Below are 15197 nucleotides of genomic sequence, written 5' to 3' on the forward strand. Positions count from 1 at the left end.
CGGGGCCGGGATTCTAGGCGGGATTCGAATCTATCGGCCTCAATGGCCTCACTTTGCTGTTGCCCAGGCCGTGGGAGTGGCGCAGGAAATCCTCGACCACCACCAGCGGCTGGGGCCGGCTGAGCAGGTAGCCCTGGAGGTAGTCGCAGCCGTGGCTGCGCAGGAAATCCAGCTGCTCGCGGGTCTCCACGCCTTCGGCCACCACCTGCAGGTGCAGGGTGTGGGCCATGCCGATGATGGCCTGGACGATCTCCATGTCGGCGCGGCTGTCGGGAATGTCCATGACGAACGAGCGGTCGATCTTCAGGGTGTCCAGCGGCAGGCGCTTGAGGTAGGCGAGGGAGGAATAGCCGGTTCCGAAATCGTCGATGGAGATGCTCACACCCAGGCCACGGATACCCTCCAGCAGGCGCAGCGCCTGGCTGACGTTGCTCATCAGGGCGTTTTCCGTGACTTCCAGCTCCAGCCGTTGCGGGCGGATGCCGTTTTCCGTCAGGGCGCGTTGCACCTCCTCCACCAGGTCGTCACGGCTGAGGTTCAGCGCCGAGCAGTTCACCGCCACGCGCAGGTCGTGGAAGCCCAGGGCGGCAAGGCTGGAGAGGTCGCGACAGGCCTGGCGCAGCACCCAGCCATCCAACTCGGCGATGAACCCGTTGGTCTCGGCAACGCTGATGAAACGATCCGGCGACAGCAGTCCCAGTTGCGGGTGCTGCCAGCGCACCAGGGCTTCCAGCTTGGTCACCTGGCCGCTGTGCAGGTCGAGGATCGGCTGGTAGTTGAGGAACAGCCCCTCGTTCCTGGCCAGCGCCAGGCGCAGTTCTTCTTCCAGCTGCAGTTCGAAGGTGGCCTTGTTCTTCAGGTGGCGGCTGAAGAAATGCAGGTTGTTGCGGCCGTTGTTCTTGGCCTGGTAGAGCGCGAGGTCGGCGTGCTTGAGCAACTCCTCGCAGGTTTCGCCGTCGTCGGGGAAGAGGCTGATGCCGATGCTGGTGGTCATGGTGACATTGCGCCCGGCCAGCAAAATGGGCTCTTTCATGCGCTGCAGGATGCGCTGGGACAGGGCCTTGGCTTCGCTCATGCTGCCCAGGCTGGCGAGCACGCAGAACTCGTCACCGCCCAGGCGGGCAATCACATCGTCGCGTCGCAGGACGCTGCGAACCCGCTCCGCCACTACCTTGAGCAGTTCGTCCCCGGCATCGTGGCCCAGGCTGTCGTTGATGCGCTTGAAGTGGTCCACGTCCAGGAACATCACCGCCAATGGCTGCTTGAGCTGAGCCTGGGCGAGCAGCTTTTCCGGGAAGAACTCATTGAAGGCGTGGCGATTGGGCAGGTTGGTCAGGGCGTCGTAGTGGGCGACGTTCTGCAGCTTCACCTTCACCTGTTCCAGCTCCCGCAACAGGGTGCTGACGTGCTGCAGGTCGCGATCCTTGAGTTGCAGCTTCTTGTCGGCCCAGGCCACACCGAGGGCGGACAGCAGCACCATGCCGGCGATCACCGCCAGGGTGGAGCCGAGTTGTACGGCGTTGTCGGCACGCTCGAGCTGCAGTTCGGTGCCGACCGGCACCACCAGTTGCAGGGCCAGCATCCCGGTGAAATGCATGGCGCAGATCGCGGCGCCCATGGCCAGGCTGGCGGGAATCTTCAGCAGCTGGTGGCCTTCGTGGTGGTCACGGAAAAAGCTGGATAGGAGCATGGCGGCCAGGCTGGCGGTGATGGCGACGCCCACCGAGACCGCGACCATGGCGGGGTGGTAGTACTGGGTGGCCGCCGAACGCATGGCGGCCATGCCGCAGTAGTGCATCAGGGTGATGCCCAGGCCCACGACAAGAGCCGCGATCACATAGTGTCGGGGGGAGAGCCTGGCTCGCCCGAGGATATACATGCCCACCAGTGAAGCGGCGACCACGATCAGCAGGGAAAGGGCGGTGGTGGGGATGTCGTAATCGATGCTGATCGGCGCCTCGAACGCCAGCATGGCGATGAAGTGCATCGCCCAGATTCCGCCGCCCAGGCAACAGGCGCCGAGCCAGCTCCACCAGCGCCGGGTTTCCGCCTGCCGTGCATGGGCCACCCGTTCGGCCATGTCGAAGGCGCAGTAGCCGGCGCCGGAGGCCACCAGGAAGGCCAGCAGCACCAGCCAGCTGTTATGGCTGCAAGCCAGCAGGATCTGGCCATCCGCGGGGAGTTCGGTAGCGAAACGCAAGCCCAGCCAATCCATAGAAAAATTCCCATGCAAGCGGTTCGAGATCGCGGAAAATAATCTACTGGCACAATGCCGTCAGTCTACTCAGCGTAGGGGATCTTTCTGGCACCACCGTGCCTGGGCGCTGAACGGTCGCCGACATTGAATGGCTGGCGGGGAAGGGGCATCTGTCAGCGGAGCATCGGGTTACATAAATCACACGAATAATCGCAGACAGTTGTCATCAGGAGGCTCTAGATTGCTGCATCGAACCCCGGCATGCGGTAATCCGGGCGCCTGACAACAACGAGACCGACACATGCAGCCATCTCCTCAAGCGGCCAATGCCTGGCGCGTGCTCTTCCTGCTGTTCCTGGCGAACCTGTTCAACTTCTTCGATCGGACCATTCCGGCCATCATCATCGAGCCGGTTCGCCACGAGTGGAGCCTCTCCGACTTCCAGCTCGGCCTGATCGGCACCGCCTTCACCCTGGTCTATGCCATTGCCGGGGTGCCGCTGGGACGCATGGCCGATACCGGCGCGCGCAGGAAGATCATGGGCTGGGGACTGGCAGTGTGGAGCGGGCTGACGGCGGTGAACGGCCTGGCCTGGAACTTCTGGAGCTTCCTCCTGGTGCGCATGGGCGTGGGCATCGGCGAGGCCAGCTACGCACCGGCGGCAAACTCGCTGATCGGTGACCTGTTTCCCGCCCACAAACGCGCCCGCGCCATGGGCATCTTCATGCTCGGCCTGCCGCTGGGGCTGGTGCTGGCCTTCTTCACCATCGGCGCCATGGTCAAGGCCTTCGACAGCTGGCGGGCGCCGTTCTTCATCGCCGCCGTGCCGGGGCTGATCCTGGCCCTCTTCATGTTCTTCATCAAGGAACCGGCGCGCGGTGCCGCCGAGGCGGTGAAGGTTTCCAGCGCAGCGCCGGTGGACAAACCGCTGCGCCGGGTGCTGGCGATCCGTACCTTCTGGTGGCTGACCGTCGCCGGCCTGACCTACAACTTCGCCACCTATGCCACCAACTCCTTCATGGTGCCGATGCTGCAGCGCTACTTCCTGATGCCGCTGGAGCAGGCGGCCATCGCCACCGGGATCATCACCGGCCTCACCGGCCTCGTGGGCCTGACCCTGGGCGGCTGGGTGGCGGACAAGGTGCACCAGAGGTCCGAGCGTGGCCGCCTGTTGCTGGCTGCCTTCAGCATGGCGGTTGCGGCCGCCTGCACCGGTTACGCGCTGATGGCCGGACGTATCGAGGTCGGCCTGTTCGTCGGCGTGTTCAGCCTGGGCTGGCTGTTCGCCTACAACTTCTACACCTGCGTCTACACCGCCATCCAGGACGTGGTGGAACCGCGCCTGCGGGCCACTGCCATGGCGCTGTTCTTCGCCGGCCTCTACCTGCTCGGCGGCGGCCTCGGCCCGGTGGTGGTGGGCTTGCTGTCGGACCACTACTCCCAGGTGGCGATGCTGGCGGCCGGTGCCGGTGAAATGAACGAAACCTTCAAGGCCGTGGGCCTGCACAACGCCATGTACCTGGTGCCGGCGGCGCTCACCCTGACCATGCTGGCCCTGTTCCAGGCCGCCCGTTGCTTCGTGCGCGATGCGGCCAACATGCGCCAGGGCCTGGCGGCGTCGATGGCCTGACGCTGCGTGGCAATGACGGACGACGAGGAAAAGGGGGGAAAGCGGCATCGCCATGCCGCTTTCAACAATGCCGGCGACGGCCCTGTCCGGATGACCACAATCCGCCCTTGTTAATCTTCCGCTCGCGGCAAGGAAGGCGTATGTTCGCCGGCTGCTCTGCGAGGCCCCGATGATGTCGTTCCATTCCCTTTCCCACGTGCAGGAACGGCCATGAAGCTGTCCGGTCGTGGTGTCTTGCTGTCCTTGACGGCGTCCGTCCTGTTTGCCCTGATGCCCGGTTACGTGCGCGAGCTGGCGCCGCTGGATGGCGTGCAGGTGTTCGCCCAGCGGGTGCTCTGGTCGATCCCGGCGGTGCTCCTGCTGTTGATGCTGACCCGCCAGTGGCCCACATTCGTTGCCGTGCTCGGCCGACTGAAGCGCGAGCCATTGCTGCTGGCCAGCCTGCCGCTGGCAGCGGTGCTGATCGGCCTGCAATGGGGGCTGTTTCTCTGGGCGCCTTTGCAGGGGCGGATGCTGGAGGTGTCTCTCGGCTATTTCCTGCTGCCCCTGGCGATGGTGCTGGCCGGGCGGGTGTTCTACGCCGAGCGCCTGCGGCCGTTGCAATTGGTGGCGGTACTCTGCGCCCTGGTCGGCGTGCTGCACGAGCTCTGGCTGACCCGCGCGTTCTCCTGGCTGACTCTCGTCACTGCACTGGGCTATCCGCCGTACTTCATGTTGCGGCGCTGGATGAAGCTGGATGCGTTGTCCGGTTTCATCCTGGAAATGGCGGTGCTGGCGCCCCTGGCCGTGTGGCTGATCGCGAGTTTCTCGCCGCCGGGTGCCTTCAGTCAGGTGCCGCAACTCTGGTGGCTGATTCCCGGCCTGGGTTTGCTGGGCACCCTGGCATTCGCGGCCATGATGGCGTCCAGCCGGCTGCTGCCAATGGGGTTGTTCGGGATTCTCAGCTACGTGGAACCGGTGCTGTTGTTCGCGGTGGCGGTGGCGTTCCTGGGCGAGCCCTTCAACCCCGACCAGCTCTGGACCTACCTGCCGATCTGGCTGGCCGTGTTGCTGATCGGCGGCGACAGCGCGGTGCTGTTGCGCCGGCAGGCCCGCAAAGGTTTCTGAACAGGGCCGCTCAGCGCCCCGCCAGGGCGTCCAGCACGTGGTCGCGCAGCAGCGGGGCGAGGTTTTCCGGGTGGGGCTCACCGGGCTCAAGCCAGGCCAGTTCTTCCAGCTCGGCCGCCGCTTCCACGGCGTAGTGCAGGCGAGCGATGAAGATTTCGGCATCCACCCAGGTATCCGCCTCATTGGCGGCCGGCGCGTGGAAGCGGCCCAGCGGGGTCAGGACCGATGCCTCCAGGCGCAGCTGGAGTTCTTCCCAGAGTTCGCGTTGCAGGGCCTGAAGCGGGCTCTCGCCAGCTTCGCGCTTGCCGCCGGGCAGCATCAGCGCGCGGGTGCCGCGTTTGCGCACCAGCAGCAGGCGGTCTTGCGGGTCGAGCAGGCAGGCGGCGGCGATATTCAGGGTCGTCATGGTGTCTTGGCTTCGGGCAGGAGTGGTTCGTGCAGCTGCACCACACCGGTGGGAAAGCTGCGTTGCTCGCGAATCCGGGGGCGTTCAGGAGCCGGGGGGGACGGCGCTGTACACCCGTTTATCGAGCAGCCTGGCAGAGTAGCAGGTTCCGGCCTGCGAACCAGCCCAGGCCGGGTTTTCCGTCTCTGGCGCGTTCGGAAATCGGGCGTTTGCGCCCGACTCCGGTTAACCTATGCAGCTATTTACGCTTTTTATCGAGGTAGCCCCGTGTTTTCCCAATTCGCCCTGCACGAACGTCTGCTCAAGGCCGTTGCCGAACTCAAATTCGTCGAGCCGACCCCGGTGCAGGCGGCGGCTATCCCGCCGGCCCTGGAAGGGCGCGACCTGCGGGTGACCGCCCAGACCGGTAGCGGCAAGACCGCCGCCTTCGTCCTGCCGCTGCTCAATCGCCTGATTGGCGAGGCCAAGCCCCGCGAGCGCATCCGCTCGCTGATCCTGCTGCCGACCCGCGAGCTGGCGCAGCAGACCCTGAAAGAGGTGGAGCGCTTTTCCCAGTTCACCTTCATCAAGTCCGGCATCGTCACCGGCGGGGAAGACTTCAAGGTGCAGGCAGCGATGCTGCGCAAGCTGCCCGACGTGCTGATCGCCACGCCCGGCCGCCTGATCGAACACCTGAACTCGGGCACCGTGGATCTGCGCGAGGTGGAAGTGCTGGTGCTGGACGAAGCCGACCGCATGCTCGACATGGGCTTTGCCGAGGACATGCAGCGCATCACCGAACTCTGCACCAACCGCCAGCAGACCCTGCTGTTCTCCGCCACCACCGGTGGCGCCGCGCTGCGCGAGGTTTCCGCCAGCGTGCTGCGCAATCCGCTGCACCTGCGGCTGAACAGCGTCGACCAGCTCAACGAGAACACCCGCCAGCAGATCATCACGGCCGACCATCCCGAGCACAAGGAACAGCTGGCGCGCTGGCTGCTGGCCAACGAGACCTACCAGAAGGCGATCATCTTCACCAACACCCGCGCCCAGGCCGATCGCCTGTACGGGCATCTGGTGGCCGGTGGCTACAAGGCGTTCGTGCTCCACGGCGAAAAGGACCAGAAGGACCGCAAGCTGGCCATCGAGCGCGTGAAGCAGGGCGGAACCAAAGTGCTGGTGGCCACCGACGTCGCCGCTCGTGGCCTGGACATCGAAGGCCTGGACCTGGTGATCAACTTCGACATGCCGCGCTCCGGCGACGAGTACGTGCACCGTGTCGGCCGCACCGGCCGTGCCGGTGGCGAAGGCCTGGCGATCTCGCTGATCTGCCATAACGACTGGAACCTGATGTCCAGCATCGAGCGCTATCTGAAGCAGAGCTTCGAGCGTCGGACCATCAAGGAGCTCAAGGGCAGCTACACCGGTCCGAAGAAGGTCAAGGCTTCCGGCAAGGCTGCAGGCGCGAAGAAGAAAAAGACCGACAAGAAGGCTCCGGCCAAGGCCGCCGCGCCCAGGCGCAAGCCGGGCAAGCCGCGTGAGGAATCCCGCGTGGTGAGCAACGACGGCCTGGCGCCGCTCAAGCGCAAGAAGCCGGCGGCGGAATGATCTGTCGGCTTGCTCCGGTCTCGCTGCTCTTCGCGCTGGGTTCGGCGCAGGCCGAGGTCTATCGCTGCATCCAGGCCGATGGCGTGGTGCGTTACACCGATCAGGGCTGTGGATCGCTGGAAGCCTCGCGGCCGCTAGCCAGTCCGGGTTCCGCCGAGCAACTCCTGCAGGCTGCCACGAACGGTTTCGGCCAGTGGGTGGAGCCCCTGCTGGCTGGCGCGGCGCCCTGGAAGCTGCTGTTGGCGGTCTATCTGTTCATGAGCCTGGTCTGCTTCGTCGCCTACTGGCGCGACAAGCGTTTCGCCGTGGCCGGGGCGCAACGTACGCCCGAAGCCTGTCTCCACTTCTACGAACTCCTTGGCGGCTGGCCGGGTGGCCTGCTGGCCCAGCGGCTGATCCGCCACAAGAACCGCAAGGTCGCCTACCAGGTGAAGTTCTGGCTGATCGTGGCCGTGCACCTGGGGTTGCTGGGGTATTGGCTGCTCCACGGGGCGGGCTGATTTCAGCGAGACCCGGCGATTCAGGAGCGGCTTCGACACTCCATCAAACCGCTGGTGCGCGCGGCGCACCATTCGGCTCGTCCCGCAGGCCCGCGGGGTCGTAGGTTGGTCTGAGCTCAGCGAAGCCCAACGATGCCAGGGCAGGCGGGCTCAGGGCACCAGCATGATTTTCCCATCCCGCTCGCCACCGGCCGCCGCGGCGACGGCTTCCTTGATCCGGCTGATGTCGTAGGTGGCGGCGATGCGCGCCTTGAGCTTGCCGTTGGCGATCAGCTGGATCAGTTCGCCGAACAATTGCATCTGTTGCTGCGGCGTGGCCTGGCGGAACCAGCGCGCCAGCCAGAAGCCCTTCAGGGTCACATCGCGGAACACGAAGGAGCCCGGACTCACCTGGCAGGGTTCGCCGCTCATGCGTCCGTAGTTCACCAGCACGCCACCTTCGGCGAGGCTGGCTGCGAGATGGTCGGTGGAGGCGCCGCCCACGGCGTCGATGCCCAGCTTCACCGGTGCGCCGCCGGTGGCTTCGCGCACGCGCCTGGCCAGGTCGGGGCCGTCCACCAGCACGACGTCGCCGCCTTCGGCTTGCACGGTCGCCACCGCCGAGTCGCGGCGCACCACGTTGATGGTTTTCAGGCCGCGGATCTTCGCCAGCTGGATCAGGTAGCCGCCGACCCCCGAGTTGGCGGCGTTCTGGATCACCCAGTCGCCCGGTTGCAGGTCGACGAAATCACGCAGCATCAGGTAGGCGGTGGGCGGATTGACGGTGAGCATCGCCAGTTGCTGCGGATCGGCGCCGGGCAGGGGGATGAGCTGCCTGGCCTCGGCGATCAGATGGGTACGCCAGGTGCCGCAACCCACCGGCAGCAACACGGTCTGCCCGGGCGCAAGACCGGTGACGTCGGCGGCCACTTCCAGCACCTGGCCCACGCCTTCATTGCCACCGATGGCGGGCAGCGGCGCCAGCATGCCGTACTCGCCGGTCAGGGTGAGCACATCGGACGGGTTGATCGGCGCCGCCAGCACTTTCACCAGCGCCTGACCAGCGGCCACGGCTGGCAGCTCGAACTCCACCGCTTCGATCACGTCCTGGGGCACTGGTCCACGGGTCTTGTATTCGGCTTTGAGCATGACGCTTCTCCTGGCGGCTTGAGGGGAAGTTGAGTCTAGCCCCAGGCGGCCGAGGGTGACTGAATCCTCCGTCATTCCCGTAGCTGATCGGCTGGCGCTGAGAGAACGCTGGAGGTCGTTCCGGTGGCGGCTCCGGGCAGCGTCTTTGCTAGGTTCGGCGGCGAAGCTGGAGTCGGGGCTTCGTCATGCTCACGCAAGTCATCAAAAGGAATAAGAAGAAGATGAAGATCGCCAAGACGTTGATGTCCGCTGCACTGTGCCTGGGGCTGGCTGGCGGCGCCCAGGCCGCGACCGAGCTCAAGCACTGGCCGGAGCCGGCCGCCAAGCAACTGGATGCGTTGATCACCCGGCACGCCAACCAGGGCAACTTCGCCGTATTCGACATGGACAACACCAGCTATCGCTACGACCTGGAGGAATCCCTGCTGCCATTCCTGGAAATGAAGGGCGTCCTCACCCGCGAGAAGCTCGATCCCTCGCTCAAGCTGATCCCCTTCAAGGATGTGAAGGGACACAAGGAAAGCCTCAACAGCTACTACTACCGCCTCTGTGAAGTGGACGACCTGGTCTGCTATCCCTGGGTCGCCCAGGTGTTTTCCGGCTTCACCCTGCGTGAGCTCAAGGGCTATGTCGACGAGCTGATGGCCTACGGCAAGCCGGTCCCCGCCACCTATTACGAAGGGGACGAGGTAAAGACCATCGAGATCAACCCGCCGAAGATCTTCACCGGCCAGAAAGAGCTGATGAACAAGCTCAGCGAGAATGGCATCGAGGTCTACATCATTACCGCCGCCCTGGAAGAGCTGGTGCGGATGGTCGCCTCGGACCCGAAGTACGGCTACAACGTGAAGCCGGAGAACGTCATCGGCGTCACCACCCTGCTGAAGGACCGCAAGTCCGGCGCCGTGACCACCAGCCGCAAGCAGATCACCGATGGCAAGTATGACGAGAAGGCCAACCTCGACCTGGAACTGACCCCTTACCTGTGGACGCCGGCTACCTGGATGTCGGGCAAGTACGCGGCGATCCTCACCTACATCGACGAATGGAAGAAGCCGATCCTCGCCGCTGGCGACACCCCCCTCAGCGACGGCTACATGATGTTCCACGGTACGGATGTGGCCAACGGCGGCATCAATCTGTGGATCAACCGCAAGGCCAGGTACATGGATCAGATCAGCGCCATGCAGAAGCGCAATGCCGATGCCCAGGCCAGGCAGGGCATGCCGGTGACGGCGGACAAGAACTGGATCGTGGTACTGCCCGAAGACATTCAGTGAAGCTTGTCTTCGCGAAACGACCGCCTCCGGGCGGCCGTTTCCTTTGGCTATGTCTGCGTCAAGTGTTGCTGGAACCGCTGAGTCAGGCTGATTGCCGAGTTCTGCGGACATTTCTGGTTTCGCTCTCCCGGGCGAGTTCCTTTCTCAAACGCCAGAAAGGAACCAAAGGGCTTGCCCCTGCATCCGGCCCCGGCTGCGCCGGGGTTCCCTCCCTCCATCGTCAGGCGGAACGGATATCTGAACCCCCCTGGCCCGAGCGTTCCCTTCAACACTGCAACAGCTAACGCGGCATAGCACTTCCTTGCATGCACTAGAGTCGTTCCTGCCGGCTCGATTGGTGAGTCGGGCTGTCATGGCCGGACAGTGATGCCTCACGCGGCTGCTGTTACCCTGCCGGGCCTGGCCTGAACCCCCCGTCATGGAGTGATCGATGAAGCACCTGGCCCTCGCCCTCAGCCTGAGCCTTGCCGGCCTGCCATCGGCGGCCCTGGCCTGGTCCAATCACGCCCTGGGTACCACCCTGGCGCTGGCGGCCCTGCCGCAGATCAGGGACGCGCAGCCGGTGCAGGTGGAAAGCCTGGAGTCTTTCCTGGAAGAGGAAGGCGTGGCCCTGGAGCAATTGCTGGACGAGCAGGAGGAATTCTTCCGCCAGAACCTGCCGGGTTACCCGCAACGGCCCGATGAGCTGCGCTGGCTGCCCACCCATGGTGGTGACCGCCGCAAGGCCTTCCTGACGGCGCTGCGGGTGAATCCCGAAATCAAGCTGGCCTACTTCGTCCAGGCCCTGCCGGGGATGGACTGGAGCAACCGTACGGTCCTGGATGCCTTCGAGGTGCTGGTGTTCCGCAAACTCGGCCTGTGGCGCGAATGGCGTTTCTACCAGGTGCAGCCCGGCGAGACGCTGCCCGCCCTGGCGGTCGTCGCCAGCGCCGCCGATGAGCCGGACTACGGCCATGACATCAACCTGTTCAGCGACAATCCGGGAGAAGCCGGTGCCCGCTACAACTTCGGCAAGCAGCCCTTCGGCGACGCGCGCTTCGAGTACTCCTCCCAGGCGCCGTTCCATATCGGCTATTACCACGAGAATGAACTCATCTTCCGCGCCGCGCCCTACCTGGCGCGCACCTACCCTGAAGTGCGAGTCCACCAGTACCTGGGGCTGGCGCGCTTCGCCTTCGAGAGCGGCCATCCGTACTGGGGCTATCGCTTCCTCGGCTGGGGCCTGCATTACATCCAGGACCTGACCCAGCCCTACCACGCCAAGGTCCTGCCGGGACACGGCACACCCGCGCTGATCTGGATCGCCCTGAAGGCTGCCGTCGGCCTGGACAGCGACAAGCTGGCGGCCATCGAGCAGGTAGCCAACCGGCACACCGAAGTGGAGCAGTACCAGGCCGACTGGCTGCGCAAGCTGCTGCGCGAGGGACGTAACGACAGTCCGCTGCTGCGGGCCTATGCCGACAGCCGCACGGACGCCGACTATCCACCCTTCAATGGCAAGTCGCTGCGCCGCGTAGTATCCCGGGAGTCCTACGAGGCAGCCGACGACTTCGACGCTCGCATCGGCCATTGGCTGGCGGGAGGGCAGACACCGATGGGGTTCAGCCAGGGCAACCAGCTCGCGCCATTGCCCGACGATGTCCAGCTGGACCAGGCGCTGGTGCGGCTGATCCGCCACTTCGGCGCCCACAGCCGCAACGCCACCCGGGCCACCATCCCCTAAAAGATGCGAGGCCGTGGGATATCAATGGATCATGGGGTAACAGCTCTGTCTGAGACGCTTCGAATGTTCGCAAGCGCGAGATGGCGCCGACCCGGTCTGAGGCGACTGGGGCGTCATTTCGGCGCCCCGTTGTTCAGTGGTGTTGTTCAGTGGTACTGCTGCAACCTCAGCTCGGTGCCTTCAGGCTCATCACCCGCATCTTCCCGCTCGGTTTCCAGGGCGTCCTGCTGCCGGGCCAACAGGCCGAAGAGGGAGGTGATGGGGTGCTGCGGGCGTTTCTGCGCCACCTGGGCATTGGCCTCGGTGGCCAGCGGCAGCGGTTCGGTGGTGACGCGGAAGTCGCTGATCTCGATCTCGCCACGCCCCTCGGCCAGCAGGTGGAAGGAGAACGCCTTGCGCGCTTCCGGGTTGTCGAAAGCGAAGTTCACCTGCAGCGGCTTGCCCTGCTCGAGCAGCGGCATTTCGGGAATCGGCAGCGCCACGTCACGCTCGAACTCCTTGGCCTTGAGCCGCAACCGGGCACCCTGTTTGTCCATGCGCAGCACCTTGATGGTCATCTGCACGCTGGTGCGGCTGTGCTTCGGCAGTTCCATGTACTGGGCGCCGATCAGGTTATCCGCCCAGTCATCCCGGGCCTTCTCCTTGAGGCGGATACGATCGTGGGTGGCGAACTGGTATTCCTGGTCGAGGTTGCCGCCCTGCAGGGACTGATCCAGAAGCGATGCACGCTGGGCGACCAGGCGCGCCTTCTTGCCGCTGAAGCTGCCCAGGTAACGGGCTTCGTCGGCGATGAATCCTTCGCTCTGGTAGCTCCGGCAGACCTGGCGGAAATCGCATTCGGTGAAGGTGTCCTCGCCATCGTGGTAGCGCAGCTTGCCGTTGGTGTAGGACATGATCTGGCGGCCGCTTTCGTAGTCGCGGAACAGCGAACGGCCGGCAAGGTTCTGCGGCACGGGGTAGCCGAAGTAGTCGAGGATGGAGGCGGTCAGGTCGACATGGCCGTATACGCCGCTCTTGACTGGCGGCAGCGCGGCCTGCTCGGGCGCCAGCACCAGGTTGAAGCCCCAGGCGGAGGCGAGGCGGACGTTCTCGAGGCCGTGGGATTCGTCGGAGGTGACGATTACCAGGGTGTCCTTCAGCACGCCCTGTTTTTCCAGGCCGGAGAGGAAGGCGTCCACGGCGTCATCCAGGTAGGCGATGGCGGCTTTCTTCGCGTCCGGGTAGCGCATCAGGTAGTCGGCCGGGGCCGAGTAGGGCTGGTGGGTACCGACGGTGAGCAGGGTGAGCATCCACGGCTGCTTCTGGCGGCGCAGTTGCTTCACGTAGGCTTGCGCGCCCTCGAAGAAGGCCTTGTCGTCCATGCCCCAGGGGAATTCCAGGTAGGCCTTGTTGCGGAACCAGTTGCGCCCCTGGGTCTTGTCGAAGCCCATCTGCGGCATGATCTTGTCCTTGGCCATGAAGCGCAGCCCGGCACCCTGCAGGAAGTGGGTGCTGAAACCGTGTTGGTGCATCTGCGAAGGCAGGCAGGCCTTGGCCCGCGCCGGGTTGTTCAGCAGTTCCAGCCCCTTGGGCGTGCCGGAGTCCAGCTTGCTGTAGTCGCCGCAGAGCATGGCGTACAGGCCGCGGATGGTCTGGTGGCTGTGCAGCACATAGTCCGGCGTGGTCATGGCGCGCTCGGCCCAGGCGCTGAGCTTGGGCATCAGCGAGTCCTGGTAGCTGCTGTTGATCGCGGCGCGGTTGGCGGCGATGTAGGCCCCGGGAATGCCTTCCAGGGTAATCACCAGGACGTTGCGCGCATGGCCGGGGCCGGCGAGCAGGGGCGTGCCGCTGAGGTCCAGGCGCGCCAGGCCGGCGATGTCCGGCGGCACTTCCGGCTGGTCGCCGTCGAGCCAGTCTTCGAGCGCCAGCTGGCCGCTGCTGGCGGCGCTGGCCAGCAGCTTGTGCGGCAGGTTGAACTGCTTCCACTGGTCGGCCTCGCTGGGCTGCACCGATTGCAGGGTGACGTACCCGACCAGCAGCGCGGCCGGCGTGGCGAACCATTTCCAGTTCAGCGGAGCGTGCCGGCGCCGCCAGCACAGCAGGCAGGCCAGGATGCTGGCAGCCAGCGCCAGGCCCAGGTAGGGATGGGCGATGCCGCCGCCCTGGGTGGAATGGCTGACGAATTGCGGGTCGAGCAGGTACTTCAGGTCACTTGGTTCCGGCATGCGGCCGACGGCGCCGACCAGTTCGGCATTGCCGAGGATCATCACGCTCCACAGCAGCATCAGCGGCAACGCCAGCCACAGCGAGCGGCCGTAGAGCAGCAGGATCAGGAAACTGCCGAATACGAGGTCGGAGAGGTAGCCGAAGGGGGTGGACCAGTCCAGCCAATAGCGGCTGGCGAGGGGAATCACCAGGAACAGCACGCCGAGCGTTGCCAGAGATAGGGATTGTGACAGCCAGCGGCTGCTGGATAAGCGCACAGGAACTCCTGAGATGTGACAGCGAGAATCCGTTGGGTGATGCCGGAATACATGAAGGTCGCGCGTACGACGACATGATTCTGAAACATCGTTGTGCTAGCGACCAGTAGACAGTTTTGCAGATTGAAAATTCAGGCGGGCCTTTGCGGCTGGTCCGGCGATGAAAGGCGTGTTTGACAGGCTTCGTGATACCGGCGCCGGATGCCCGCGCTCGTGGTTAGCCGGCCGGCCAGCAGGTAGAATGCCGCTTCGAATTTCAGAGGTAGCGAAGATGGCACTGTTCGGGCGTTTCAATTCACTTCAGGTGGCCAAGCACACCGACTTCGGTCTGTACCTGGATGGCGGCCCGGATGGCGAAATCCTCCTGCCGAAGCGGTATGTGCCCAAGGACCAGCCCACCGAAGTGGGCGACTGGCTGAACGTCTTCCTCTACCTGGACAGCGAAGACCGTCCGGTGGCCACCACCCTCAAGCCCAAGGTCCAGGTCGGCGGCTTCGCCAGCCTCAAGGTGGTGGAGATCAACCGCATCGGCCTGTTCCTCGACTGGGGCCTGCCCAAGGACCTGCTGCTGCCGCATTCGGAAGAGAAGCGACCGTTGCAGGTCGGCGACTATTGCGTGGTGCATGTCTATCTCGACAAGCGTACCCGCCGCATCACCGCCACGGCCCGGCTGGACCGCTACCTGGACCAGACTCCGCCGCGCTACAAGACGGGCCAGGAAGTCGACCTGCTGGTGGTGGAGAAGACCGATCTCGGCTTCAAGGCGATCATCGACGGCAAGCACTGGGGCCTGATCCACAAGAACGAAGTGTTCAAGTTCGTGCGCAGCGGCATGCGCGAGAAGGGCTACATCAAGGAAATCCGTGCCGACGGCAAGGTCAGCCTGAGTCTGCAGCCCGTGGGTACGGAGGCGGTCAGTAGCCTGGGCGAGCAGATCATCGCCGCGCTGCGTGCCGAAGGCGGGATGCTGAAACTGTCCGACAAGAGCCCGCCCGAACTGATCAGCCAGCGCTTCGGCGTCAGCAAGGGCAATTTCAAGAAGGCGATCGGCGGCCTCTACAAGCAGGGGCTGATCCGCATCGAAGAGGATCGCATCGAACTGCTCTGATCTCCCTGCAGGCCGTGCCTGGCGCGGCATTGCATGCAAGGCCCCTGGCCCGGCGCGCACCCGGGTCGG

11 protein-coding genes are annotated in these 15197 nt (G+C 64.9%); 7 read left to right on the forward strand and 4 right to left on the reverse strand.

From position 1 onward, the window contains the following. Positions 1-13 precede the first annotated feature (13 nt). Positions 14-2215, reverse strand: a complete 2202-nt coding sequence (locus tag ACFW0B_RS04225; RefSeq protein ID WP_449146701.1) for a putative bifunctional diguanylate cyclase/phosphodiesterase — start codon at positions 2213-2215, stop codon at positions 14-16. 283 nt (positions 2216-2498) lie between these two features. Here ACFW0B_RS04225 and ACFW0B_RS04230 point away from each other — a divergent pair, with 283 nt between their 5' ends. Next, complete coding sequence (locus tag ACFW0B_RS04230) at positions 2499-3827, forward strand: spinster family MFS transporter (protein WP_449146702.1); 1329 nt, start codon at positions 2499-2501, stop codon at positions 3825-3827. A 210-nt stretch (positions 3828-4037) separates the two neighbouring features. Next, the gene (gene rarD, locus ACFW0B_RS04235) at positions 4038-4934 is read left to right on the forward strand and encodes an EamA family transporter RarD (protein ID WP_449146703.1); all 897 of its coding nucleotides are present in this window, start codon (positions 4038-4040) and stop codon (positions 4932-4934) included. A gap of 10 nt (positions 4935-4944) precedes the next feature. Here the strand turns inward: rarD and ACFW0B_RS04240 are convergent, their stop codons facing one another. Continuing rightward, on the reverse strand, positions 4945-5340 hold the full coding sequence (locus ACFW0B_RS04240) for an NUDIX hydrolase (RefSeq protein WP_449146704.1): 396 nt from the start codon (positions 5338-5340) through the stop codon (positions 4945-4947). A 267-nt stretch (positions 5341-5607) separates the two neighbouring features. On the opposite strand from ACFW0B_RS04240, the gene ACFW0B_RS04245 reads away from it, so the two are divergent. Beyond that, positions 5608-6927: a DEAD/DEAH box helicase gene (locus tag ACFW0B_RS04245; RefSeq protein ID WP_449146705.1), complete on the forward strand. Its 1320-nt coding sequence runs from the start codon at positions 5608-5610 to the stop codon at positions 6925-6927. Further along, a complete protein-coding gene (locus ACFW0B_RS04250; RefSeq protein WP_449146706.1) occupies positions 6924-7427 on the forward strand; it encodes a DUF1294 domain-containing protein in 504 nt (167 codons plus the stop codon). The genes ACFW0B_RS04245 and ACFW0B_RS04250 overlap by 4 nt, the downstream gene beginning before the upstream one ends. A 150-nt stretch (positions 7428-7577) precedes the next feature. Here ACFW0B_RS04250 and ACFW0B_RS04255 read toward each other — a convergent pair whose 3' ends face one another. Beyond that, entirely contained in the window at positions 7578-8555 is a 978-nt protein-coding gene (locus tag ACFW0B_RS04255) for a zinc-dependent alcohol dehydrogenase family protein (protein ID WP_449146707.1), read from the reverse strand. 221 nt (positions 8556-8776) lie between these two features. Between ACFW0B_RS04255 and ACFW0B_RS04260 the strand changes: the two genes are divergently transcribed. Beyond that, positions 8777-9835, forward strand: a complete 1059-nt coding sequence (locus tag ACFW0B_RS04260; RefSeq protein ID WP_449146708.1) for a haloacid dehalogenase-like hydrolase — start codon at positions 8777-8779, stop codon at positions 9833-9835. A 430-nt stretch (positions 9836-10265) separates the two neighbouring features. After that, positions 10266-11558 carry a phospholipase gene (locus ACFW0B_RS04265; RefSeq protein ID WP_449146709.1) on the forward strand — a complete coding sequence of 431 codons (1293 nt, stop codon included), beginning with the start codon at positions 10266-10268 and terminating at the stop codon, positions 11556-11558. A 146-nt stretch (positions 11559-11704) separates the two neighbouring features. Here the strand turns inward: ACFW0B_RS04265 and ACFW0B_RS04270 are convergent, their stop codons facing one another. Then, the gene (locus ACFW0B_RS04270) at positions 11705-14020 is read right to left on the reverse strand and encodes an LTA synthase family protein (protein ID WP_449146710.1); all 2316 of its coding nucleotides are present in this window, start codon (positions 14018-14020) and stop codon (positions 11705-11707) included. Positions 14021-14291: 271 nt separating this feature from the next. On the opposite strand from ACFW0B_RS04270, the gene ACFW0B_RS04275 reads away from it, so the two are divergent. Then, positions 14292-15128 carry a CvfB family protein gene (locus ACFW0B_RS04275; protein ID WP_449146711.1) on the forward strand — a complete coding sequence of 279 codons (837 nt, stop codon included), beginning with the start codon at positions 14292-14294 and terminating at the stop codon, positions 15126-15128. Positions 15129-15197 lie beyond the last annotated feature (69 nt).

The organism is Metapseudomonas phytobenefica (genome assembly GCF_043392685.1).
Lineage (GTDB): Bacteria > Pseudomonadota > Gammaproteobacteria > Pseudomonadales > Pseudomonadaceae > Metapseudomonas.

What these genes read in the sequence shown, in the direction of transcription:
- ACFW0B_RS04225 (WP_449146701.1), bottom strand. Translation starts at nt 2,215, where the DNA reads ATGGATTGGCTGGGCTTGCGTTTCGCTACCGAACTCCCCGCGGATGGC.
- ACFW0B_RS04230 (WP_449146702.1), top strand. Translation starts at nt 2,499, where the DNA reads ATGCAGCCATCTCCTCAAGCGGCCAATGCCTGGCGCGTGCTCTTCCTG.
- rarD (WP_449146703.1), top strand. Translation starts at nt 4,038, where the DNA reads ATGAAGCTGTCCGGTCGTGGTGTCTTGCTGTCCTTGACGGCGTCCGTC.
- ACFW0B_RS04240 (WP_449146704.1), bottom strand. Translation starts at nt 5,340, where the DNA reads ATGACGACCCTGAATATCGCCGCCGCCTGCCTGCTCGACCCGCAAGAC.
- ACFW0B_RS04250 (WP_449146706.1), top strand. Translation starts at nt 6,924, where the DNA reads ATGATCTGTCGGCTTGCTCCGGTCTCGCTGCTCTTCGCGCTGGGTTCG.
- ACFW0B_RS04255 (WP_449146707.1), bottom strand. Translation starts at nt 8,555, where the DNA reads ATGCTCAAAGCCGAATACAAGACCCGTGGACCAGTGCCCCAGGACGTG.
- ACFW0B_RS04260 (WP_449146708.1), top strand. Translation starts at nt 8,777, where the DNA reads ATGAAGATCGCCAAGACGTTGATGTCCGCTGCACTGTGCCTGGGGCTG.
- ACFW0B_RS04265 (WP_449146709.1), top strand. Translation starts at nt 10,266, where the DNA reads ATGAAGCACCTGGCCCTCGCCCTCAGCCTGAGCCTTGCCGGCCTGCCA.
- ACFW0B_RS04275 (WP_449146711.1), top strand. Translation starts at nt 14,292, where the DNA reads ATGGCACTGTTCGGGCGTTTCAATTCACTTCAGGTGGCCAAGCACACC.